General features: G+C 45.7%; 17 protein-coding genes. 2 read left to right on the plus strand and 15 right to left on the minus strand.

Annotation, left to right across the window (positions count from 1 at the left end; all coding sequences use genetic code 11):
• The 15 genes from BN35_RS13730 to BN35_RS08590 form a co-directional block, all read right to left on the minus strand.
• Positions 1–2,726 (minus strand): DUF6531 domain-containing protein (locus BN35_RS13730; protein ID WP_044071392.1); only part of this gene is annotated, 2,726 nt, incomplete at its 3' end.
• Positions 2,727–2,741: 15 nt separating this feature from the next.
• Positions 2,742–4,097, minus strand: coding sequence for a hypothetical protein (locus BN35_RS08525; RefSeq protein ID WP_025072607.1), 1,356 nt, complete (start codon positions 4,095–4,097; stop codon positions 2,742–2,744).
• Positions 4,098–4,100: 3 nt separating this feature from the next.
• Positions 4,101–5,858: a type VI secretion system Vgr family protein gene (locus tag BN35_RS08530; RefSeq protein WP_028901273.1), complete on the minus strand. Its 1,758-nt coding sequence runs from the start codon at positions 5,856–5,858 to the stop codon at positions 4,101–4,103.
• 99 nt (positions 5,859–5,957) lie between these two features.
• On the minus strand, positions 5,958–6,356 hold the full coding sequence (tssD, locus tag BN35_RS08535; protein ID WP_004357856.1) for a type VI secretion system tube protein TssD: 399 nt from the start codon (positions 6,354–6,356) through the stop codon (positions 5,958–5,960).
• A 285-nt stretch (positions 6,357–6,641) separates the two neighbouring features.
• Positions 6,642–7,415: a DUF5457 domain-containing protein gene (locus BN35_RS08540; RefSeq protein ID WP_021668253.1), complete on the minus strand. Its 774-nt coding sequence runs from the start codon at positions 7,413–7,415 to the stop codon at positions 6,642–6,644.
• Positions 7,416–7,418: 3 nt separating this feature from the next.
• The gene (gene tssR, locus BN35_RS08545) at positions 7,419–9,737 is read right to left on the minus strand and encodes a type VI secretion system protein TssR domain-containing protein (RefSeq protein WP_028901272.1); all 2,319 of its coding nucleotides are present in this window, start codon (positions 9,735–9,737) and stop codon (positions 7,419–7,421) included.
• A complete protein-coding gene (locus tag BN35_RS08550; RefSeq protein ID WP_004357859.1) occupies positions 9,734–10,684 on the minus strand; it encodes a PKD domain-containing protein in 951 nt (316 codons plus the stop codon). Before BN35_RS08550 ends, tssR begins: the two co-directional genes overlap by 4 nt.
• A gap of 2 nt (positions 10,685–10,686) precedes the next feature.
• Complete coding sequence (tssO, locus tag BN35_RS08555; RefSeq protein WP_025072611.1) at positions 10,687–11,139, minus strand: type VI secretion system TssO; 453 nt, start codon at positions 11,137–11,139, stop codon at positions 10,687–10,689.
• Positions 11,123–11,629 carry a hypothetical protein gene (locus BN35_RS08560; protein WP_025072612.1) on the minus strand — a complete coding sequence of 169 codons (507 nt, stop codon included), beginning with the start codon at positions 11,627–11,629 and terminating at the stop codon, positions 11,123–11,125. Before BN35_RS08560 ends, tssO begins: the two co-directional genes overlap by 17 nt.
• 4 nt (positions 11,630–11,633) lie before the next feature.
• Positions 11,634–12,779 carry a hypothetical protein gene (locus tag BN35_RS08565; protein ID WP_025072613.1) on the minus strand — a complete coding sequence of 382 codons (1,146 nt, stop codon included), beginning with the start codon at positions 12,777–12,779 and terminating at the stop codon, positions 11,634–11,636.
• Positions 12,766–13,656: a TssN family type VI secretion system protein gene (locus tag BN35_RS08570; protein ID WP_025072614.1), complete on the minus strand. Its 891-nt coding sequence runs from the start codon at positions 13,654–13,656 to the stop codon at positions 12,766–12,768. Before BN35_RS08570 ends, BN35_RS08565 begins: the two co-directional genes overlap by 14 nt.
• Positions 13,657–13,674: 18 nt before the next feature.
• The gene (locus BN35_RS08575; protein ID WP_028901271.1) at positions 13,675–14,607 is read right to left on the minus strand and encodes a hypothetical protein; all 933 of its coding nucleotides are present in this window, start codon (positions 14,605–14,607) and stop codon (positions 13,675–13,677) included.
• Positions 14,586–17,036, minus strand: coding sequence for an AAA family ATPase (locus BN35_RS08580; RefSeq protein ID WP_025072615.1), 2,451 nt, complete (start codon positions 17,034–17,036; stop codon positions 14,586–14,588). The genes BN35_RS08575 and BN35_RS08580 overlap by 22 nt, the downstream gene beginning before the upstream one ends.
• On the minus strand, positions 17,033–18,817 hold the full coding sequence (locus BN35_RS08585; protein ID WP_036893748.1) for a type VI secretion system baseplate subunit TssF: 1,785 nt from the start codon (positions 18,815–18,817) through the stop codon (positions 17,033–17,035). The genes BN35_RS08580 and BN35_RS08585 overlap by 4 nt, the downstream gene beginning before the upstream one ends.
• A gap of 11 nt (positions 18,818–18,828) precedes the next feature.
• Positions 18,829–19,251: a GPW/gp25 family protein gene (locus BN35_RS08590; protein WP_028901269.1), complete on the minus strand. Its 423-nt coding sequence runs from the start codon at positions 19,249–19,251 to the stop codon at positions 18,829–18,831.
• Between the two features lie 249 nt (positions 19,252–19,500).
• Between BN35_RS08590 and BN35_RS08595 the strand changes: the two genes are divergently transcribed.
• Entirely contained in the window at positions 19,501–20,901 is a 1,401-nt protein-coding gene (locus tag BN35_RS08595) for a DUF4099 domain-containing protein (RefSeq protein ID WP_025072616.1), read from the plus strand.
• Positions 20,902–21,211: 310 nt separating this feature from the next.
• The gene (locus tag BN35_RS08600; protein ID WP_025072617.1) at positions 21,212–23,293 is read left to right on the plus strand and encodes a type IA DNA topoisomerase; all 2,082 of its coding nucleotides are present in this window, start codon (positions 21,212–21,214) and stop codon (positions 23,291–23,293) included.
• The last annotated feature ends 25 nt before the right edge of the window (positions 23,294–23,318 follow it).

Genomic DNA, 23,318 nt, shown 5'->3' on the forward strand with positions numbered 1-23,318 from the left:
ATCTCGCGTCCCCTATCATCGTAGCGGATACGGCTTTCCCAAGCGTCTGATTCCTCTGACTGCCGGGCATGGAGGGTCTCCGTCTCCCCAAGTGAGGTGTAGGAGGTATTCTGCTCCGCTCCGAGAGAACTCCGCAGTCCTGTGTGTCCGCCCCATTGGTCATATTCATGCTCAATGGCGATCCTGTCTGCCTTGCCTCCGTCCGGGAGTATCTGCTCTTCTTTAATGACACGCCCCTTTTTGTCGCGGCTGAAGGTCACCTCGCCCTGTGCGTTGGCAGCACCACACAGTCTGCCGTCCTTGTCGTAGGAGAAGGATTCCCATGTGCCGTCGGAATAGCGTGCCTTGCTGATACGACCGAAAGCGTTGTGCTCATAGGTGGTATGGCGTCCATCGGGACGGTCTACGCGGATGACGTCTCCCGACCTGTTGAGTGTGAAGCGCCGCTCCATACCATCAAAGCCAATCTCACGGACGACGTTGCCCGCCTTGTCGCGCAGGAACCGATAGAGGCTGCCACGCTCGTTGCGAAGCGTGGTGAGGCGTTCCATCGCATCATAGAAGAACTCCACAGACGTACCTTGTTCCTCACGGCGTCTCAAACTACCCATTGGGGTGTAGTCCATCCTCACATGGCGGTCCTTGTCTTTTACCTCGGTGACGCTGTCGTAACAGTCGTAGCCGATGTCTATAATGTTCCCGTCGGGACGGTAGATACGCCGCACGCGGTCAAGGAGGTCGTACTCGTATTGAAGGGGGCGTGCGGACGGATCCTGCTCCATAACAGGACGTCCCCGGTAGTCGTACTCCCGGCGCATGAGCACCCTGCCTTCAGAATGGCAACTGCTGAGATTGCCCATGTCGTCATAGTGCAGGACTATGCTCCTGCCACCCTTCTCCATCATGGCGAGACTGCCGTCAGAGTTATAGTGAAAGTTGGTCTGGGTGTCGTCTTCCTCGATGACGGTGCGTACCCTATGGGGGTGCTCGGTGTCATAGACGTAGATCTGTCTGGTGCCTTTGGGTGACATTTGGAGAATCATGCGGTCCTGCTCATCAAACACACGCATGGACAGTGTGCCATCGGGATAGGTCGTGCCTGTCTGGTTGCCGCGTCCGTCATAGTGCCAGCCCGTAATGCGCCCCTCGGGGTCTATTTCCCGGTAGGGCTCCAACTCCTCGGTATAGTCATAGCGGGTCGTGTTGCCAAGAGCATCGGTGATGGAGCGGACAAGCTGATTGGCATCGTAGCGGTATGTACTCTCCGCACCACAGGCATCACGGACGGTGTTGTATCCCTTCTCGGGGAAATAGCTTATCCAGCCTTCCTGGTCGCCGTCGGCTCCGCGTGTATGGACGCAGCGTCCCTCTTTGTCGTATTCCCAACAGAACGTGTACCCGTTACGGTCGGTCTTCTCTACCATACGGTGATCCTCGTAGCGGATTCCCGTCGTCTGCCCCAATGCATCGGTAATGCCTACCATGTCGCCCTGTCCGTCATAGGAATAGCGAACAAGCTGCTCGGAACTTCCGTCCGGCATCCTCAGGTGGAGGCTCTCGATGAATCCCGCATCCGTATGTCGGACTGTGACCCGGCGACCGCAGGCATCGGTGAGTGTCGCAAGCACGCCATTCTCATAGGAAAGGCGGATGCTCCTGCCCTCCAAGTCGGTAACAGAGGAAAGACGACGGATGGAATATCCCCTGTCCTTTCCGGGAACGGTGAAGTGGAAGGACAGGTTGCTACGGTGTTCAAATGCAACGTACCCTTCCTTCGTTCGGGAAAGGGTGATGCGCTCGAGGCGGTTATATGAGTCTTCTCCCTCATCAAGCACGGGGAAGGAGGCGAGGCGACCGTCACTCAATCTTAAGACAAGGATGTCCTCTTCGGGAAGGAAGGTGACGCTCCTGTCGTACGAGCAGTGTACCCCGTGTCCCAGCCAGCCCTTATAGTCGGAATCGGAATACCAGACACGCTCCCATGACAAGGACGGCATGCCGGGGAAGAAGAAGTCTTCACCTTCATAGACTACGACGCCATTGACAAGGTTCACAGGCTCAAAACCGTGCTTGCAAAGCCAGTCTGTAAGAGACTTAGTACCCGGTATTCTTTGTAAAATTTCGGTGTTGAGTTTCGAAATAGTTCCTTTCCCCGCTTTCTTCATAGCCTTCAATATGGCAGGGGCAAAACTGAGCAGCGTGCTGAAGCCGATGCTTGACAAAAGCCCCGTCAGCATACCGCCCCAGTCGGGGGCATAGGGACCGCCCACCATGACGGGCGCACCAGTCGGAATGGGAATGGAGAAGGATGTCGGGGCGAAGAGGGTTGGAGTGAACTTGAACTTTTTCTTGCCTACCTTGCTCAATGCTCCCGAAAAAGGAATGCCCACGTCGTTGCAGGTCATGACCATGTATCCCTTGGGACTTAAACGCGTCCCCTCTGCAAAAACCGTCTGGGAGGAGAAGAAGTTCATGCTCTCGTGCCCGATGATGGGCATCATGATGAAGGCACCAACCAAGGGAATGTGCCGGAAAGTAATGAGTACACCGCTCGTGTCAGACACACCGCGTTTGAGACCATTGATGTTGACGTTGCTGCCGAGGAAAGGAATATAGTCAAACGGGTCTATGACCATACCTACATAGGGATGGAAAGGATTACCGGAGGTCGCCAGATGGAGATCCAGACCGATAACGGGCATCAAATGGGTACTGCTCGGTAGCATAGGCTGAAAGAATTATTATTGCGGCACTTTATTCTCCTTTTCTATGCGCCTGATGGCGTCTTTAGGACTTTCCTGCCAATGAACTCCGTAGAGAGTGACCATACGATCATCTATTTCCTGCTCCAACTTTCGGCTGACATTTTCTCCCTTAGATATGAAAGCTTGCGCGATGAATGAAATGTTGATAAGTTTCAATTCTTCGTCAGTGAGGGAATAACCATATTCAAAAGCTTCTTTCAATATAGGCGTGTAATCAGTCCTTTCTTTTTTTAGAAGCACCAAGAGAATACTATTGTAGCAATTGATGGTTTGTGCATGATTCTCTGTCTGTTTAGAGATACGGATAGCATTCATAAAATGGGAACTTGCTTTCTCCAAATCTTTTGCCATAGCATAGGCAGCTCCTTTATACAGGTAGCAATGAATCATAAGATCAGCATACATCAAAGGTTCATCTGCAGGTGTCGCCTCTTGTATGACTGCCAGGGCTTTGTCAAGCATCTGTTGCAAATGTCCACCTTCTTCTTTTATAAAATGCATCAGGAACCCGCTTACTGCCAAATAACCGGAAATCCAAAGATTTGTATCTCCTATCTTTTTGCATAACGGGAAAAACTCCTCTGTTGCAATTTTATAGAGTCGTTTCCTATTGCTCTTGGCTGTTTCTTCACCCATTTCCAGCAACAACTTCCTATATTGGACCTGTGGATCATTAGGGTCTCCCTGTGTGATAATTTCCTTATAGGCTGCTCCCATATTTTGGTTTGGAAGTTCTACAACACACCCCTTATCTTCCATCTTTTTAATGATAGGAGAAAAAATTTCTTCCCCCTTAACTTCCATGAAGAAAAGTCCGATATAATCGTCTGTAGCATCCAAGAACTCTTTTAGGACTTCGTGCAGTACATCAAAGCTTTCAACACGTTCAATGAGAAGAACCAAAACAAGCAGATTACCTGTTACCCCCTCAAATCGCTTAAAGCTATGTAGCAATTGGGAATAAAAGGACAGCAGGTTATGCTCATCCTTAGGGGATAATTTATGGTATTGCTCCTTGAGAATGGCAAAATCGTTCCAATGCCATTCCGGATGACTTTCCAAATCTTTCTCAAATGCGGTAATCCATTGTTCTATTAAGGATTTGTAAAAATCTCCTTTGTTGTCAAGAAGAGTGCGAAAAACGAGAAATGTGTCATCTGAAATTCCATGTGGAGTAGATTCAATACCGATAAACCCTTCTATAAGAGCATAGTCTTCAGGGGTATAGTTCATCACAAAAGCACGGGCGTGTGGTTTTTCACTGCGTACTTTTAGCCAAAGGTCTTGAACTTGCCTTATGCGGATAGAAATAGGGTTGTGTTCATTGTCCATAAATCAGTTCAAATTTAGGAGTCCTCCCTTTACATTTGTCATAGCTGTGCCATCTACATTTACAGTTGCACCATTTATGGCAACTTCTGCGGTACCCTCAACCTTGGTGGAGGGAGCAGTGACACCAGCCTTGGTGGTACTTGTTACTTCGACTTCCGTAATACCCTCCAACTTTGTTTTCTCTCCCTTGATATAGACTTCCGTAGTCCCTTCTATCTTAACTTTTTCATTACCCTTAATCTCAATTTCTTTTGATTCAAAAGTAATTTTATCAGCAGATTTTATGGAAATGGTGTTGTCTCCATTCAGCACGACTATACTTCCCGATGGGTCTACGATGGTAGCACTTCCTTTGCTGTCATCCAACGTGACGGCAACGCCGCTTCTTGTGGTCAGGCTCTTCACGTTGTTGTCGGCTCCGCCTCCACCGACGTTGGTTCCATTGAACAGGCTTCCTTGTATATAGGGTCTGTTGGGATCATTGTAACGGAAGGCAACCATGACCTGGTCGCCGACTTCCGGGATAAAGACAAATCCTCTGTTGGAGGACACTTTTTCGCTGCCTCCCGCATCCGGTGAGAGTACGCGCACCCACGAGGTTTTCATGCCGTTTATCTGCCAGTTCATCCTCACTTGGACACGTCCCTGTTTCTTGGGGTCATCATTGCTGATAACGGTTGCCATCTGTGGCTGGGCAACGGGAAGGGGGACGTCAGGGGTCGGCAATGACTTTACAGATGCAGGAATCGCAGTGAATTGGCAGGAATAGCCTCCGTCACCCTCCGCGAGGTGGACAATCTCTGTGATAAGGTAAGCTCCCAGCAACTCTTCCTTGTAGGAAACGCCTGCCACTTGAACGGTGCTTTTTATGTCCACGACACTGCCCAGCATCAGACCCACATAGTCACTCTCCGCCGTGATAAAGTGGGACATGGAGGCGTCTGATTGCTGTTTCTTCTGAAGATAGGTGTCCAACTCCCCTTTGTTCGTGACACGGGAGGTGGCATAATGATTGGCGGGAGGACCAAACATCTTGATGGATTCCTGAAAAGCGTGCTGACCTAACTTGTTCAGTCCCGTCGGCTCGTCCGGGGACGAGGAATTCAGCGTATTGTTGCTTCCCGACAGATGGGCGAAGGAGGAAAGGGCACGTGCTCCTGTCTGGATGCAGATGTCCAAGGAATTCAAATCCCTCTTGGAGTCCAATGTAATCGAGGAGGGTAGCTCCGGCTTGCCGAAAATCAATTTCTCTCCATCATAATAGAGCCATTCGAAATGCTGCCTCGCCAGTCTTTGTATGAATGCGAAATTGCTCTCCTGATATTGGCATTCATATTCCAATTTTGCGCTCCTTTCCGGTTTCACCAATGCCTGCACATTGGACTTTTCTGCCAGTTCTCCGACAATGTCCGCCAAAGTCTTCTCGTTCCAAGACGCAAAGTGCAAATCGCCCTCCAAACGGTAGGTTGTGGAGAAGCCCGAGACTTTCAGGAAAGTATATCCCTCGGACTTGTGCAAGCCCACCTGTGCCACAAGACCGTAAAAGTTCCTCTCACCAATAGTTATGGCTATTGATTTTCCCAGCCAGTCAGCGGATTTGGTGAGTGTGGCTGCCTGAAACACTTCACCGACTTCATAGTCAAGAAGCATTTCAAAATAATGGTGTTCGTTAATTGACTGGTTCAGACGAAGGGACTTGAACGAAGACAACTCAACACCACCAATACAAATTGCCACCGGTTTGTTTGGCAAAAAATCCATACATGCATTTTTTTTTGATGAGTAAAAGCAACATTCTCCATCACCCAATCAGAGTTGTATCTGCCGGATGATGGAGAAAAGAAATGTTGGCAAGGCAAATTAAGCCTTAGGCCAACGATTGTCATGTTCTGCAGCACCCACGGTGATGTGCTCTGCCGCAAAAGTCATAGTAATGGTCATCGGAACGTCATTGTTTACATCCAAGGTTTCCTTATAATGCACAATATAGGCGTTCTTGAATTCAACCTCTTTCATCTTGGCGTCCTCATCCGTCTTCTTGTAGATGATTTTTCCTTCAACGGGTTTGAACTGGCTATTCAGCATAGCTTCGATGGTAGAGGTGTCCTCTGTGGACTCAATGGTAACGACAACTCGTCCTCCGGTAATACTTGAAGAAGGCTTACCCTTACTGTCTGTTGAGCGAGAGAACTCATAATTTGAGAAGAGGACGTCAAATTCTTTTCCTCCCAACTCCAGTGATGCACGGAATGATCCCATAATTTTGTAAAATTAAAAAGTTGAACATAAAAGGTCAATTTCGCTCAACATACGTATTAAAGCAAAAAAGAAACCTCCAAACTCTTGTTTGAAAATTTCCCATTCTCCATTGACTTGGTTATGCGGAAGAAAGAGAAGAAAACAAACGCAAGTCCTATATCATGGGCAAATATATGATTTACTTTTCATATCTCCAAATTTTTAACCGAGTATTTTCTTACAATTACATTATTTAACAAATCAGCAGAGGATTGCAGGAAAATCGGATATATTTTTCTTGCCCGTTCATTCTTTCTTCCTGACCAGCAAGGCAATAACCAATATGACAAGTAGTCCGACAAGGAGAAGAGAAACTGTAAGTATCAAATCTCTTTCTTCCTGAAGACGGGCATTTTGCTTGTTGTTCGTTTCTGAAACATAAGCCCTCAGTCTTTCAACGGACATTCTCACACTGTCTGCTTGCAGATTCAGCAGGCGGTTGACTTTCTGCTGTTCCGTAAACTCTGTCTCTATCTTTCGCAGATTTTTGGTTTGGTTTTCTTTCTTGGACGACAAAAAAACGGAACGGTCAGATACTTGCAGCTGGTTCTGGGGAAGCTGAAGTTCCGGGAAAGAGAATGGTTGATCCTGTTTGTGATTCATGAGTAACAAGCACAAAAGAAAACCGAAGATTATACAAGACAAGCATACCAAGAGACTGACAAGCCCTTGAACATTCCATTCTCGGACAGAGGGGCGGGAACAGGGTTTTTCCCCACTTTCTTTTTCCACATTGTTGTTTTGCCCTACGCTTTCAGATAATCCCAAGGAGACAGGAGAGTCAAGCCTTTCCTTGATGGCAAGAAATTCGACTTTCTCTATTTGATATTTCCCCACCTTCTTCATAACCCTGCGCTGGTAAACAAGGCGATCCAAGGCTTCCCGCACGTCTCTCTCCGTTACATTCATGTCCGGGATACTCCAATAGATTTCACTTTCGGTGATCCAGAGCGGTGAGGATATACTCTTTTGGTATAGAATTTCCAGCACCCTTTCCTCTAATTCATTGACATTCTTCATTCCTTATGGTATTAGAGTTTGAGGTATAAAGTAATAAACATCATTTCCGACAAGCACCTCCTCCAACTTTGCCTCGACATAATCCTCCTCCATTTTTTGCAATTTGCGCAGGGATAAGTCATATAGTATCTCCCAGTCTTTGAACGCAGCTTCATTCCGTTTAAGTCGGGAGGGAGAAAGGTGGTAAAACAGTGAGTCATTTACATGAACTCCCGTCTTATGGTAGAACAACTCCGCAAGGGAAGATTCTGAAGACAGTACCTTTCTGAGGTTTCTCTTATTGATATTCTTACGCTCTTGCCTGTAGAGAGAACGCAATAGCTTCAGTTCACGCTTGCCCAAGCCCTCTGAAAAAACGGGAAATAAATCCCTGAAGGATTGCAGGAAGCCTGAAATCTCATTTTTAGAGAATACGTATCCTTTTTGGAAATGGCTCAAAGTCGAGTCTGGCATTAAAGCAGGAATATAGTACACGTCAGACACAGAGTTTCGGTCTATGTTGTCAATGGAAGGGGTTGGAGTCTCCGCATATTGATGCACATATCTTATTAGCCATGAAGGCTTGCTCCTAAGTACACCCAACCTATTCTCGTAACGTTCCAGACTGCTCAACAGTAACTCGTCTCGTCGGGGAATCTGCGAGAACAAAGTGTCCAATACCAATTCCACGGTAGCGTTGGATATTTTTTGTCCTGCAAGGGGAAAGACTATTCCACCAGTGGCAAGGCTGCTTTTGGGTGTTTCCAACAGATAAACGTTTGCATCAGTCCCGTAATCAAAAAACAGAGAAGGCTTGAGCAGGAAGGGGTCAACTATATAGTTCTGGATGTATTGTGAGTATTCCACAATATTTTTATCCAAAGCTTCTTTTGCCGTTAAGAGAAAGTCCTGACTTGCCTCTCTGTTGTCACTGGAGAGTTGGAAGAAAGTCATGGAGAAAGACCGGGAAGCCAATTGCTGGTGCAAATGTGAATCAATGGATATGTCCTGACTCTTGCCAAAGAGGAACAAGAGATTATCTTCGAAACAGTCATTTCGTGTCTGAAGGACTAAATTCCTAAAGGCATCCTTCACCCCTGCATCCTTATTCCTAGTCACATGGGGCGGGGACTGGATAAAATCCAGCCATTGCACCAGACTGTCGGTAAGGGGTAGATATTGGTTCCCCAATTCTGAAATCATTGTCGCGGAAAAAGCATATTTCCGGTTCGGAGACATTCGGAGTGCCACATTTTGTAATGCACTGATGAGTTTCCCGACCTCATGTTTGTCCTGTGCGAAGAAAAAGACATGAATGTTCATCTGTTTCTGACCGTTCTTCATCCTCTGGACATCCGAAACATAGGTATACCCACCTTTCACATTGATGAACTTATTTGCCTTGCCGTCCCATACCGAAACGGGCAACCAAACCGAATGCAGGGAGTCGAAACTAACATTCCTGCTTGAAGACGATTGAAGGGACAAACTCCCCGCGTCAAACAGATAACGGCTTTGAAAGTCAGCGGAGTGTACGGACATGGTGTCATTCCCGATGATGCTGGTGCAAGCAAGGTGCTGGGCATCGGGCATGATCCTGTAAACCTCGTTCTGCCCGACGGCGGTTATCATATCCATAGAGACCCATCCCATAAAATGAGTGCTGTCAGTAGAAAGCTGGGGGCAATCGGAGATTAAGACCGTCTTGTGTACGTCGTCCCGTTTATATGCATATACGGATTGTCCCGTATGGATTTTATAGGGACATGGTGTCTTTAGAAAAGGATCAGAGAAAAGAATCAGACTGTCCCCATTCAAGTATCGGTGCAAGTTGTACAACCGTTCTATTCGATTGACACCTACACTATAACGGACAGCCCTGTTGTTGGTCGGGGACACATAGGCGTGGTCATAGTACAGCAGGTTGTTCTTCGGCATCCATCCGACATAGGAAACTTTTGCTTTGTCTGAAAAATGATTTTTGGTGGAATAGAGCCAGCCAAACAAACCTTTTGGTCTGCCAAGCAACTTCGGGTCGGCTTTGACCAGCTGATAAAATCCGTTTTTTTCGCCTATGACATAAAAAGCCTCGCCAACCTTGTACTCCCCCAATGGATGCTGTCCATAGGCGGTAGAGAATGCCTTATTGGAGTTCCTGTCTGAAAAGACAATTCTCGCATCGTGATTATTCCGCAAGCGAGAGGGAGCCTTGGAATCGGGATAAAAGTTGAATGTTTTCCCCTTGATTCTTTGTGTCGCTTGATAAGTGGAAACCTGTCCAAATGAGAAAAGGGGGAAACAACCCACAAAAAGGAATGTAATAAAGGCTATCTTCTTTTTCATTTGTCTGCTACGCTTTGTGTTACTTGAATTGTTCTCACACAATTCTGGTTGTCGATTTTTACTTCTTGGATTTTAATTCGCCTATTGGGACTGCTTTCCAAGAAGTGCAAGCCTTGGCAATACCCTGAAAAGTCATTATATTTATCCCCATTGACGACTACGACGACTTGGCTTGACGGCGTACAGAAATAAGTGTCGCGAATATGGTTGACCTGTTCTTTGTAAGCCCTGTTGTCCCTTACGGAAAGATTGGCTATAATCTGTAGCCTCCTACGAATGTCGTCTTGGGCTAATCCCAGCGAATCTACAGGTGGTTCGGTTATAGTTTCCTCTACTTTTTCAAATTTCGGTAAAATCTTAATCCTGTGTTCTATTGGATATTTCGTAGTATTGGTCTGTAGGCGTACAACATAATTCCCGGGTGTTTCGTAAGTGTATGTCACTTGCTGCTCATAAGCATCAACTGTCCCCGTCTCACCAAACTCCCACATCCATGTGTCCACACCGACCCCATCCGCGGAAAAGGTGAGTTCCTCCCCCTGGTATCCCTCGGATACGGCATGGATCCTTGGCACGGAGTCGATTGCTGCCGCCTCTATGCCTGACACAACCTGTATGTAGCGGTTGGCTACAGTATGACCGTCAACCTTTAGTGTCACCAGATACTTGCCTGACTTTGGGTAAGCATACTTGGCGACCATCTTGTTGCTGATGGAATCACCGTTACCCATTTGCCAGAGAATTGACTTCCCCTTGACACGTTCCGGCTCGTTTACGGTAAATTCCAGCACCTCTCCAATCTCGTAATGGAAATTGTTGTTGCTGTCATGGATATTGAAGTCTACGTCACCCTTCACCGTACGGAAGGGGAGCCCTATTATCAGGATGATGCCGCCAAGCACCAGTATGCCTAAAAACACCGATAGGATCTTTTGTCGTTCCGTCATAACTATAAATTTGCTTTGCACTCCTCCAAATACTGCACTATCACCTTGTTGTTTTCCGTCGTGGCGGAAAACTCCTCCTTAACATCAAAATATTCCTTGACAATGCGAAACGAGTGAGTGCCAAAAAGATATTTTGAACTGTTGTTGTGTTTCTGGTAGATGTTTTGTAGCAGAAACATTTCTTCTTTGATTTCATCCAGCCGCTGAACTTGTTGGACGCTAAAGTCCAAAGAGTCAATCTTGTTCCCGATTTCCTTAACCTGCTCGGCGCATTTTTTCTGCTCGTCAAAAAGACGCTCGGTCTCCTTGATGTCTGAGATATAATGGTCACTCTCTACTTCAGGTATTCGAAAAATATATTTACACAAGCATGTAAACACTACGACTGTAAAAAAGATTAGCAGCAGGGTGAAACGAAAATTCGTCCACGCCTGCTCGTCATTGGTTCTTTTCATTTTTTAGACGGGTTTGTTCTTGATACTTTTGTCTGCACTTCTCAAGCTGATCCATGTTATACACTCTCTTGCGGCTTTCCGCGTCAGAGGCGTCCAATGTCTCCTGTGTCTTCTTGACTACCTCCAGTATCTGAGAGAATATGACATAGCGTTCCTGCTCTTCCGGAGAAAGGGACACAATTTCTTGCTCCATCATCATCCTTTGCTCCGTGATGATTTTCTGCATTTGCTTGTATTCGTTGATGGTTCGCGGTTGCGTCCTGAGATTGTGCAAATCCTTGAAGATATGCTCCAATTGGAAATTGATCTCTGCCTGCTTTTGAATGGTCCGTTCGTAGGCGGCTTTTTTCTCTTCCAAGAGGGCGGCTCCTTTTTGTGCTGTCACCAGCGTGACGGCTCCCGCCACGAACATGACGGTTAACAACAGGAAGAATACCAGACAGAACTGCCGGATCGTTCTTCTTCTATCTTCTTTATTCTTGATTTCCATAAGCCTAATCTATGAAACGCCACGTCTTTTGGGTTTTCTCCTGCTCGACATTGCTGTCATCACTGATAATGATATTCTCACGAATTAAGCCAATGTAATCCAGCTCACTCATTTTCTTGACGATAGTGTCAAGTGTGGTCACAAACTTCTGGACGACACGGTTGGTTTTTGCAATGTCCAAGTGGTTGTATTTCAAAGAAAGGACATCTCCGACAGTTGTCTCAAAACTTGACGGACTGATTTCTGTCCATTCATAGAAATACTGCAGCATATATTCGTACTCCTTATTGGAGATTGTCCTTAATGCGTTGAAGATGGAACGAGCCAGAATATTTATGCTTTGAAGATAGCGGATTGGCGGCTCTTCGATGAGTATGTTCTCAATTTGGAAGAACTGGTGTGCGTAATACTCGTCTATTGCCCGACATAGAGTAAATACGTTGGATGTCAAAGTACTCCTTCGGCTGTCATCTACGTTCTTTTGGTAAATTTGACCAATGCAATCCTCCATATGATTCAGATGGACAATGGTGCCATTCAAAGATGTCCTTAACTTTTGGCTATAGGCCAACCTCTGTACAGGTGGGATGTACTCGTCATCCAAAACAAATCCACGACCTTCAAGCAAGCCTTTTCCTATGATTACAAAATCCTTGTTTAGAAAATGTTCGTTGCCGGACTGCACCGGGACGGCGGTTATCCGAATCTCAGGAAGCAGATGGGGGTGGCGAAGCGGTATCTCGTTCGGGTCTGGATAACCGACAGGAATGAGACGATCGTAAGAAGCTGTTACCGCTATATAAACGCCACCGTCAGCTGCATCTTTTCCAAGATCGGAAAGCGTTAACTCCGGAGAGAAACTGCCATAAAGTTCCGGTTCAAAAACGATGGTGCTGCCACCCAGTGTAATGGCATTGCAATGGTTGAGCCTGATGGTTGAGCTCTCTGCCCCTGCTCCGACAACCTCTACTGATACAGAAGATGAATGGTGCTCCAAAGGCATACCAATGCCGTAATTGTATTCCGTGACATGCTCTGCCCTGAGATGTTGAAAACACTCTACCATGTGAAGGTGGGCATCAATGAAGTGCTGCCCGGACAATTTCAGTCCATTGCTCCAGTTGATTGGAAGGTATTTAATCTGTTTCATGTGCTTTTGATTCTTCAACGATAATTCGTTTTATGTATATGATCTGGTTCTTTCTTATTGCATTTTCCTTTCTGTCCTGTTCTGGATTCAGCACCCTGATGAACAATGGGTAATTGATCCATCGTGTCGTATAGAAAATCCACCCGGCATTCACACTTGAATCATTGACATCTATCTGGTGCATCGGGGAACGCCTGTTCTGGTCTTCCACCAGCCAGTTGAACCAGTCCCCTAGGCTTATGTTGTCCTGAAGGCGGACGGTCAGAGAGGCATATTCCTCGTCTTTCTGTCTCCTTTTTATTCGGACTTTGACAGGAATAGCTTGAAAATTATCCGTATTATCCCATTGATTCCTGTTGAACCCACTCTGACCGAAAGACCACAGCTCATATAAAGGAGGCGGAATCTTGTGGAAAGCCCTAAGGCTAAGTAGTGTCAAAAAAGGTAAGGTGTACCAAATAACGGACAGCATGGACCAAGGGGCATACGGCATTCCGCCCAATTTCTCAAAAAGCAGAAAATGTATCCATCCCCCAAGTAACCCACAAATCAGCATGACAAGAACCTGGGACACCATGTTGCCGTCAACACCTATCTTCCTTGCCACATTGTTGTTCATCGTATAGGCGAACAAGCACCCCAAGAAAAGGTACAGGACGTTGACAATGAAGACACCTCCCCAAACGAATTCATCTTTGAGGATGGACAGGCAACCGGGTATTCCCAAAAGCAGTCCTGTTATTAAGATATATACGATTACATTTTTAAATTTCAACTGCTTCTTTATTGCCTTGATTCCATTCATCATCAATAGAATGGCGGCTACCAGAAAGGGTGCCAGGAGATATTTAAGAAAATATGTGATCAAAACTTCCATAATTGCACTTATTTTAATTTATAGTTGGGCGTCATATCCCAAACGGTTATTTCCCAAGATAAAATCCATAGTCCCGTCAAGCGTGAACTTGATGTTAGTTTTCCTCGCTGACAAGATAAAGAAGCCCAATACATACTTGACGGACTCGATGTGCTTTTGTACTTCTTTCATTGCGGGGACGCTATCGTGATAGTGGATCATGCCCTCGACATCCTCTATTTCGGACTGTATAACTCCATCCAGACCCGCGTCAAGACCAAGCTGAGTCTTTCCGAGTACGGGATATGGCAAATTCTCCACCTTGCATGACTTAAATTGTAATTTCACATCCAAGTTTAAAATCTCGTGAAGGAGAATGCCTATCTCCGAGAGGTTCTCTTTGGATGCATCTGACTTCCCTGCAAAAAAGAAAAGGCGTTGACATCCGTCCGGGGTAAGTGTCTTATTGTCATATAGAATGGCTTTCGTCAATGCTTTTCTTATGGGATGCTCGTCTTTTTCCGAAAAGAAATTCAGATAGCGCCTGTGAATCCGTACCCGTTCTTTGAAAAAGGCTGTATCAAAAGGGGCAAAAAAGTGCAGGGCTTCTTTCTCCTTTCTGCGATTTTGCCTGATAGCCTCTATCAATTCTCTCTGGGACATATTTGGCTTACTCAGAGTCAATGGATGGAAGAGGCTTTCGGGAAGCTGGTGATAGATGCTGTTACGGGCCAGAACCAACTCTACCAACTCTCCCAAGGCATAAACGTGGCGCAACTTTACATCAAGGATGTCCTTGGACTTTACACGAGGATTCATGCCTTGATTCGCCACAACCACTTGTTCAAGGATATCCTCGCCCAAGATAAATTGCAGCTCATCGAGGAACACTTCCGCCAGAAGATTGCTTGACTCACTTCTGCGGAAGAGTGCCAACCTTTCCTCCTTACTTATATATCCAGTCTTTTCCATTCCAAACCGTTGTCTCGGTAATAAACTTTGACACTGTCTCCTTCCTTGATACCCTCGGAAACAATTAAGCGAGATATGCACTTTTTAAGATAAGTGCGTACGACACCAGCGATGGGGCGTGCCCCGTACTGGGGAGAGTATCCCTTGGCTGACAGGAAACGCAAGGCTTCGTCAGTAATCTGTATGTGAATGTTCTTTTGCTCTTGCAGTTGCTGTTGCAAACGAGAGAAGTGCAAGCGGAAAATAGACTGGGCTACCGTTTCGTTAATGGGTGCAAACGGTACGACTTCTGTTAGGCGTCCCAAAAATTCTGGTCTGAAATGCTGGGACATGACTTCTGTCAGATGTTTTGAGTCTGGTGTGATTCCTTGATTGAACTGTTCTGCAATCCAACTGCTTGCAATGTTTGAGGTGAATATGATGATGGCGTTTGAAAAATCCCCTTCGCGCCCTAACTTGTCGTGTATCTTTCCTTCGTCCATGATTTGCAGGAAGACATCATATACACTTGAGTGCGCTTTCTCAATTTCATCAAAAAGAATGACAGAATAGGGTTTTTGGCGGATCTTTGTCACCAGCAAGCCACCTTCTTCATATCCTACATATCCCGGAGGCGCACCATAAAGCAAAGCTGCTGAATGTTCCTCCTTGAACTCGGACATGTCAAACCTTATCATGGCGTTCTCGTCGTCAAAAAGCAATTCGGCGAGTGATTTGGCAAGTTCAGTTTTTCCTGTACCTGTCGGACCTAAGAAAAAGAAGGAACCTATGGGCTTGCGAGGGTCACTGAGTCCGCTTCTGGACTCTATGATGGCGTCCGAGAGCGTTGTGATTGCTTTATTTTGCCCTTTGACCCTTTCCTCCAGACGACTCTCAATTCCTAACAGCCGGTCCTTTTCTTGGGCTTGAATCTTTCCCAAGGGAATCCCGGTCATCTCCGCGACAACCGCTTCGACCTCACTTGGAGAAACTCGCGGAATGCCATTCTCGGCTAGGACGGACAGGTTCCGGAGAGTTTCAGACGTTTTCGCCAGTTCTTCTTCCAAAGTACCTTCTGAAAAACTGATGCCATTAGGGAGCTTAGAGATCAGCACTACGCTGATTTTCGATCTCAGACTATTAGAAAAAAGACGTAAATCCTGTTGCTGACGGTTTGGATCCTCCTGTTTGAGGGATTCAAACTTGGAAAGGAACACATCCAACTCGTTTAGGGAATTTTTGTTGCTCAAGCGTACTGCGGCAGCAGTCGCGTCCAACAGGTCTATTGCTGCGGCGGGCTGTTTCTTCTCTTTAAAATATCGAGAAGATAATGTCAGCGACTCCTGCGTGGCGTTGTCGCTTATGGAAAGACCATAGTGTTCTTCCATCCGGTTGGAATGCTCCCTTAGCATACTTAGAACAGTGAACTTGTCCAGTTCCGAAATATCCAAAATATCCAATTTGCTCTCTATACTGTTTTTTTCGATATGCTTTCTGAATGCATCTGGAGTAATCGTGAATACAATACTTGTTGAACCGTCGCTAATTTGGGAGTTGAATATGTTGATGAGGGTTGTCGATTTTGTTTGCCCACCAAACTCCAACAACATTTGCAGGTCGTCTATCAGCAAAACGGTTTGTCCCTCCATCTCATCCAATTTTCCAAGAAAATAGGAGATTTTCTGGGCTAGCTCTGTTTCATTGCCGGAAGAAGCCAACAGCTTTGCTGTGTGTAAGCCGATAAGTTTGATTTGAGAAATCAACTCGTCGTGGTTCTCGCAGACCTCCTTTACTAGAGAATGAATAATAGCCGTTTTGCCTACACCGGAATCTCCTATAAGCATTATAGCTTTATTGGCACAACGCTCTAAACCTTCCAAGATAGTACGTACTTCTTTCTCACGTCCCAAAACAATCCTTCCTCGAAGGATATATGCCTCTTCTTTTAGATTATACGCGAAAGGGAAACTTGCCAAGAGCTTATTCTCCTCTCCTTGATAAAAATGATTAACCGCTTGTGCATTGAAGAAAGAAAGGACATCATCCTCAGAAACGGACAAGGACTCAATTTGACTGTCCGAGAAAACAACACCTTGGCGAATAATCGCTGTAAATACACATAAAGCGTCTATGCTGTCGGAGCCCAACTTTATCTTTGAGCGTTCCGCTTCCTCAAGCACAAGGGTCACTTGGCTGTCTGCGACAATACCATCACCTTCATGCTCCTCTGACACGTACATCTCACGGCGCACGTCAAACCATTCATGAATATAGCCGACATCCTTGTTCATTGAGCTCAGTATATTGGACAATCCTGTCCCCGTCCCTTCTGAAAGCAAAGCAAGCACCAGATGGGAAATACCGTAGCTTGTATGGTTGTCCGCGTTTGCCATAGATGCTGACAAGCGCATGGCGGATTGCACACTATTGCTTATGTTTCTTTCCATCATATAAAATTAATTTTATAGGTACTGTGACTAATGGATTTCTTTTGCATTTCCTCGGCAAGTGTGTTCGCCAAAAAATCTAATTGGTTCATTTTGGAGTCCACTTTTTTTATTTCAGATGACAGGTGTATGCTGACATCCGTAGTCCGGACTATTCCTTGAAGTGAACCGTTGGATATGCAAATGCCGTCCTTGATGTCAACCCCATTCACCATTGAACCCAGACGGTGGTATATATAACTCTTAACGTCCTCTTCAGAAACAATGCGGTTATTACATAATAAGCCGTACCGCAAACTATTGATGAGCTCTTGGTCGTCCGTATGCAACCTGCCTTCCACCGTTGATGTTTGGAATCTAATACTGGACGGGTCAAATTTATCCATGTCCAACTGTTGAACAATATTTCTCTGATTGATGCCATTGGCACTTTCTCCTTGGGTTTGCCAGTATTTCAATTCTGCAAAATGACTTTCTTTGTGCGGAACAGTTAAAAGAAAAGCCTTGTTCTTGTTCCCTTTGAAGTTTTGACGATCTATGCTCTTTTCAGTAGCGTCCAATTTTTCTTGCAGGACTTTTAGATCGGAGGAAAGGCTGTCTGTGTCAAGGGAGGCAAAAGCATTTCCTTCCTCTCGGATTAACCGCAGAACCTTGCTGATCTCACTCTGGGCATTGTCACTGTCGAAACGCTCCAGATTCCCGAAATACAAACTATAGACACCTTTGACCTCTTTTTGATACAAGGAAAGCCTATTGCGAAACACACAACCATTATTGTCCTCAAATTTGTGTATGTTCAGCAATGAAGCGTTATGTGAGCAGGGCAATGAAACTATTCTCCCATGTGTCCTGAAACTATGATTTACCAAGACCAACTGCCTGTTCACGACAGGAAAGGTGTTAAAAAGAATCTTGATGTTCCCCAGTTCCTCTCTGTTGAAGACCTCAGGAAATGACAAACGAATCCAAACCGCATTTTCATTTCCCTCAATCTGGTCTAATTCGGACAGAGCACTCGGAAAAATCTCTTTTATCGTCTTTGCTGCGGGATCTACAGGTAGATTTAAGTCTATGTATGCTTGTTGATAATAGGTCGATATTTCTTCAAAATAATGTTCTTCTTCGTGAGATTGTTTCAACAGATGAGGAGCTGTCTTTAATTCACGACCTTGGTCATCATAAGCCTTGACATTCTGGATGAAAGGGAGTAAAGACCTGTCTTCCGGCAAAACACAAATAGGCAGTGTCGCAATTTTTCCCAACTGAGAATCCGGGATGTACAGACCTATCCACAACGTGAAATCTGCGATGCGATGAGTGGATGGCAGAAGTTCTATATGTTCCGTTCGTTTACGGATATTATATTGAAGTTCTGTCCCGTATGCCTGAAATGGAATTCTTATGTCAAATAAGGGCTCTTCCACCAAAGGGGTGAAATAGAAAGGCGTATCATCCTTGCCTAAAGCTACCTTGCGCGCATAGAATTGGTCTTCTGTTCTCAATACTGCGGAATTGTCGCCAACCTGAGGATGTACTGTCAGCAATCCGTGGGCAGGGAATGGGAGCGACCATATTTGCGGAATCAATATTCTGGCAAGACGGTTTAATATTTGGGCATCGGACTTCTCGATCTCTTGGTGCAACTTGTAAAACTCATAAGCGACGACATCCAGCAGCAAATCAACCACAGGGTCTATCAATCTTGCATCATCAATCTCCCACAAAGACATGGCATAGTCTAAAACCCTCTCTTTTATTCGTGTAAAATTCTTATCTGTCGCCATGATACAAAGATTTATTGAGATAAAGGACTGATATAAACCAAAGTGTTAAAAACAAAAGGAATGTCTGTTGATTCTATCTGGGCATGAACCGTAATACTGGCTTGACGGCGAATATTGGGATTCTTTCCCAACAGGTCCTCCTCTATCTCAGAAAGATGCACATCCACACGAACATCTTTTAGCCGTCGCTCATAAGCCGTGATTGATTGCACGAGGGAATTTCTTACCGTTTCTTCCCAATCTCTGACTTTAACCAGTTGATTGAATTCCAACTCCCAAATAATCGATCCATATTCATATTTCCCGAAAATTTCTCCAGGATGTGACACGATTAACAGCATTATATTTTGCGCAATAGATTCTTCGGGGGAGCATCTCGCCAAAGTCCCCTTCAAAGCGACAGACAAATCTAATGGAATCTTCAAATAATCCATTGTGCACTTTAGTTTATTAAGTTCACCCCCAATGGGCAGTTGCAAATATAATACATTACATCCAGATAACCAAGTTTTTATGCGCAAAAATATAATATTTCTTCCCTTTATGTGGAATAAAAGGGAAGAAGTGTTGTTTTTCCTTCTTTTCCCTTATGCTTCCCGTTTTTCCCGAAAATTTTTCACCTTCTTTATATACCTATATTTTTGCTGCTTGATAGCAATTTATTCACTCAATAACAAACAATTATGGAATCAAACAACAATGACAACTATGTGCTTGTCTTGGAAGACCGCACGGAAGTGAAGAACGAAAAGGAAGCGGGAAAACTCTCCGTAGTATCGGGTATCGACGACAAGGGAAACCTTAAAACAACTGAGGCAATCGCTGCCAATCAAGCAGCGTTCTTGAAGTTCAACAACAAGGACGGACTTCTGAAGAACTTCATGACTAACTTCCTCAAACAGTTCAATAATCCGACTCATTTTGGACTGTACAAGGTATTGGCAAGCAATGTTGAGCAGAGCGTGGACAACCTGCGCACCATGCTGCAAAGTCGTGAAAAACCAGAAAGCAAACAGCAACTGACAGAAATTGGAGTATCCTTTGACGATTATCTGCCGAAAAAGAAGAACGCCACAGTCATTGATGAATCAAAGATTGATTGGAAGCAACTCGACAACCTCGGTCTTACCCGTGAACGACTGGAACAAAGTGGAGAGTTAGAAAAGATGCTTTCTTGGCAGAAGAGTAACCTTGTTACTATTGCCGTACCTATTGGTGATACAACTATCTACACTGAAGCACGTCTTGCTTTCCGCACGGACGATAGCGGCAATGTCGGCTTAGCTATCCACCCTTTACGAAAGGAGCCACAGCTCGACTTCCCCTATATGGGCTACAAGTTCTCGCCCGAAGAGAAAGAACAACTACTCACTACGGGCAACCTTGGCAAGACAATCGAAGTAACGCCCAAGAACGGCAATGCTTTTTCTGCCTATATCTCCATCGATCCACAGACCAACGAAATTGTCGCCCTGCGTGCCGACCGTGTGAACATTCCCAAGGAGATCAAGGGCGTCTCGCTTTCAGATGCGCAATATAAAGACCTTGTGGAAGGCAAAGCCGTGAAAGTGGAAGGTATGACTGCCAAGAGCGGCAAGTCTTTTAATGCCACGCTTCAGGTCAATGCCGAGAAGAAAGGCATTGAGTTCATCTTTGACAACAACCGTGGTTTCAAGGAGCATCAGCAGCAGACACAGCAGCAGGGTGCACCCCACAAGCTCTGCGGCTTGGAACTATCCGAGAAGCAGCGTGAAGCCTTGGATAGCGGTCGCACACTCTATTTGAAGAACATGGTCGATAAGGAGGGCAAGTCCTTCAATGCCTACGTCCGTATGGACAAGGAGCAGAACCGCCCACGTTTTTACAAGTGGAATCCTGACAAGAAGCAGGATGCTGGCAAGGAAAAGGTGGTAGCTGTGGCAGAAGAACACAAGACGCAGGTAGCCGTGAACAACCACGGCAAGACCAACGAAGCTACGAAGAACGTGAAAGAGCCATTGAAGACTGGGCAGACACAGCCCACTGCCGCCCAAAAGCAGAAACAGGACGAGAAGAAACAACAGCGTCGCGGACGTAAGATCTAAAAAACAAGAGACTCGCTTTTGCGAGTCTCTGTATGTGGCGGCAGCGGGGTTAATCACTATATGTATTAGGAATATATCATCTTTATGTACAAAGGTCTTTATCTGCCACAACCCCAAGAGCCAATATAATATAATTTGAATTCATAGACTGTTCCTCCTTTCTGGTAAAACTTAAGATTGTCAAACAATCTGCTGTAAAACTTATCAATAAAGGCAGTATATGACTGATTATACCAAAGCCTGATGATATTCCACACAAAGTGCAGAAAATATATTGGTGCAAAGTTACAAATTAAAATTATAAAAACAAATGAATATATGTATTATTGCCGAGAAACCCTCGGTAGCCAGAGATATTGCCCGCATCGTAGGGGCAACGAACAAGCAGGATGGATATTTAGAAGGAAGTGGGTATCTCGTTACATGGGCAATGGGACACCTTATTACCCTTGCTATGCCTGAAGCCTACGGCTTTTCTGCCTACAAAGCCAAAGATCTGCCCATCCGTCCCAATCCTTTCCTGTTAGTTGTACGACAAGTGCGTAAGGACAAGGAGTATATATCCGAGCCAGCAGCGCTTAAACAGCTCAAAGTGATACGCTCCTGCTTTGACAAAGCAGACCGCATCATCGTAGCCACCGATGCAGGACGTGAGGGTGAACTCATCTTTCGCTACATCTATCAACATCTTGGTTGCAGAAAGCCTTTCGACCGTCTTTGGATTTCATCATTGACGGACAAAGCCATTCGTGAAGGACTTTCCAATCTCAAACCGGGAAACAACTACGACAATCTATATTACTCCGCCAAGTCAAGAAGCGAAGCCGACTGGCTCGTGGGTATCAATGCCAGCCGTGCATTGTCCATCGTCCGCAAAGGCGGCTATTCCTTGGGACGGGTACAGACTCCAACCCTTGCTATGGTCTGCCGTCGGTACATAGAGAACCATGATTTTTCTTCCGTACCTTATTGGAAACTCTACGCACTCATGGAGAAAGAGGGCATATCGCTGAAAGCCGTTGGCTGTAAAGACTATGAGAATGAAGCATTGGCACAGACTGCTCTTGCTTCGCTTCGCAGTCAGAGCCAGCTTAAAGTTGAATCGGCCGCAAGAAAGGTGGGACATACGTCACCACCACTCTTGTACGACCTTACTGCCTTGCAGAAGGAAACCAACAGACGCCACGGCTTTTCAGCAGACAAGACCCTCTCGATTGCCCAGAGCCTCTATGAGAAGAAAATCACGACCTATCCCCGCACAGGCAGCCGATACATCAGTGAGGATGTTTTCGAGGAAGTAACCTCCCTGCTCCGCAAGATAGGAGAAACACTTCCGACTCCGCTTAACCGTCATTCGGTGGACAATGCCAAGATTACTGACCACCACGCCATTATTCCTACAGGAGAAACACCTTCAGGAATATCGGCAGATGAAACAACTATCTATCAAATGGTGGTTAATCGCTTCATTGAAGCCTTTTCTCCCGATTCAGAAGAAGAGCGTATGCAGGTACGATTCACTCACGACACCAATATCTTTACTTGGAAGGCATGCCGACAAATCTCCTTGGGCTGGAAAGCCGTGCAGAAAGGTAAAGAAGCGGAAGCTGAAAAGAAAGAAGGGGGTGAAGAACAGGTTTTGTCTTCATTGCCAAACCTGATAGAGGGAGAAAACTTGCCTGTACTTGATGCAGAAATCACCGAGCATAAGACCAAGCCAAAACCACTCTATACGGAAGCTACTTTACTTTCAGCAATGGAGAATGCTGGGAAAGAGGTCGAGGATACAGAAAGCAAAAAAGCTATGGCAGAATGCGGCATAGGAACACCAGCTACCCGTGCCAACATCATCGAAACACTTATCCTGCGTGACTATATCCGAAGGGACAAGAAAGCAATTATACCGACCGAAAAAGGCTTGGCTGTCTATGAGATTGTCAAGGACAAGCGAATCGCTGATGCGGAGATGACAGGAAGCTGGGAACTGACACTTGCCGCCATTGAAGCAGGACAAATGCCGCCCGAAAAGTTCGCGCAAGGCATCAACTCCTACGTTGGTACCATCTGCGAGGAACTCCTCTCGCTGGCTCCCAAACAGAAGTCTTATCCCACCTATCGCTGCCCCAAGTGTGGCACTGAAAGCATGGGCATCTATGCCAAGGTTGCCAAATGCAGACATGAGGACTGTGACTTTCATATCTTCCGTGAGGTTTGTGGCACGCTTCTCACCGAGGACTACATCCGGGATTTGCTAACCACAGGACGTACACCCATTCTCAAAGGATTAACCAGTAAGGCAGGTAAAAAGTTCAACGCCCGACTGGTACTGAATGAAGATTACACCACTTCTTTTGAATTTGAAAAAATGAAAGGAAAACAAAGAGGGAGATAATCCCCATAGAAACAAAGCGGAACAG

Source organism: Hoylesella timonensis 4401737 = DSM 22865 = JCM 15640 (assembly GCF_000455445.1).
GTDB lineage: Bacteria > Bacteroidota > Bacteroidia > Bacteroidales > Bacteroidaceae > Prevotella > Prevotella timonensis.

Excerpts from the sequence above, each read along its gene's own strand:
- BN35_RS08525 (WP_025072607.1), bottom strand. The coding sequence starts at position 4,097 with ATGGACAATGAACACAACCCTATTTCTATCCGCATAAGGCAAGTTCAA.
- BN35_RS08530 (WP_028901273.1), bottom strand. The coding sequence starts at position 5,858 with ATGGATTTTTTGCCAAACAAACCGGTGGCAATTTGTATTGGTGGTGTT.
- tssD (WP_004357856.1), bottom strand. The coding sequence starts at position 6,356 with ATGGGATCATTCCGTGCATCACTGGAGTTGGGAGGAAAAGAATTTGAC.
- BN35_RS08540 (WP_021668253.1), bottom strand. The coding sequence starts at position 7,415 with ATGAAGAATGTCAATGAATTAGAGGAAAGGGTGCTGGAAATTCTATAC.
- tssR (WP_028901272.1), bottom strand. The coding sequence starts at position 9,737 with ATGAAAAAGAAGATAGCCTTTATTACATTCCTTTTTGTGGGTTGTTTC.
- BN35_RS08550 (WP_004357859.1), bottom strand. The coding sequence starts at position 10,684 with ATGACGGAACGACAAAAGATCCTATCGGTGTTTTTAGGCATACTGGTG.
- tssO (WP_025072611.1), bottom strand. The coding sequence starts at position 11,139 with ATGAAAAGAACCAATGACGAGCAGGCGTGGACGAATTTTCGTTTCACC.
- BN35_RS08560 (WP_025072612.1), bottom strand. The coding sequence starts at position 11,629 with ATGGAAATCAAGAATAAAGAAGATAGAAGAAGAACGATCCGGCAGTTC.
- BN35_RS08565 (WP_025072613.1), bottom strand. The coding sequence starts at position 12,779 with ATGAAACAGATTAAATACCTTCCAATCAACTGGAGCAATGGACTGAAA.
- BN35_RS08570 (WP_025072614.1), bottom strand. The coding sequence starts at position 13,656 with ATGGAAGTTTTGATCACATATTTTCTTAAATATCTCCTGGCACCCTTT.
- BN35_RS08575 (WP_028901271.1), bottom strand. The coding sequence starts at position 14,607 with ATGGAAAAGACTGGATATATAAGTAAGGAGGAAAGGTTGGCACTCTTC.
- BN35_RS08580 (WP_025072615.1), bottom strand. The coding sequence starts at position 17,036 with ATGATGGAAAGAAACATAAGCAATAGTGTGCAATCCGCCATGCGCTTG.
- BN35_RS08585 (WP_036893748.1), bottom strand. The coding sequence starts at position 18,817 with ATGGCGACAGATAAGAATTTTACACGAATAAAAGAGAGGGTTTTAGAC.
- BN35_RS08590 (WP_028901269.1), bottom strand. The coding sequence starts at position 19,251 with ATGGATTATTTGAAGATTCCATTAGATTTGTCTGTCGCTTTGAAGGGG.
- BN35_RS08595 (WP_025072616.1), top strand. The coding sequence starts at position 19,501 with ATGGAATCAAACAACAATGACAACTATGTGCTTGTCTTGGAAGACCGC.
- BN35_RS08600 (WP_025072617.1), top strand. The coding sequence starts at position 21,212 with ATGAATATATGTATTATTGCCGAGAAACCCTCGGTAGCCAGAGATATT.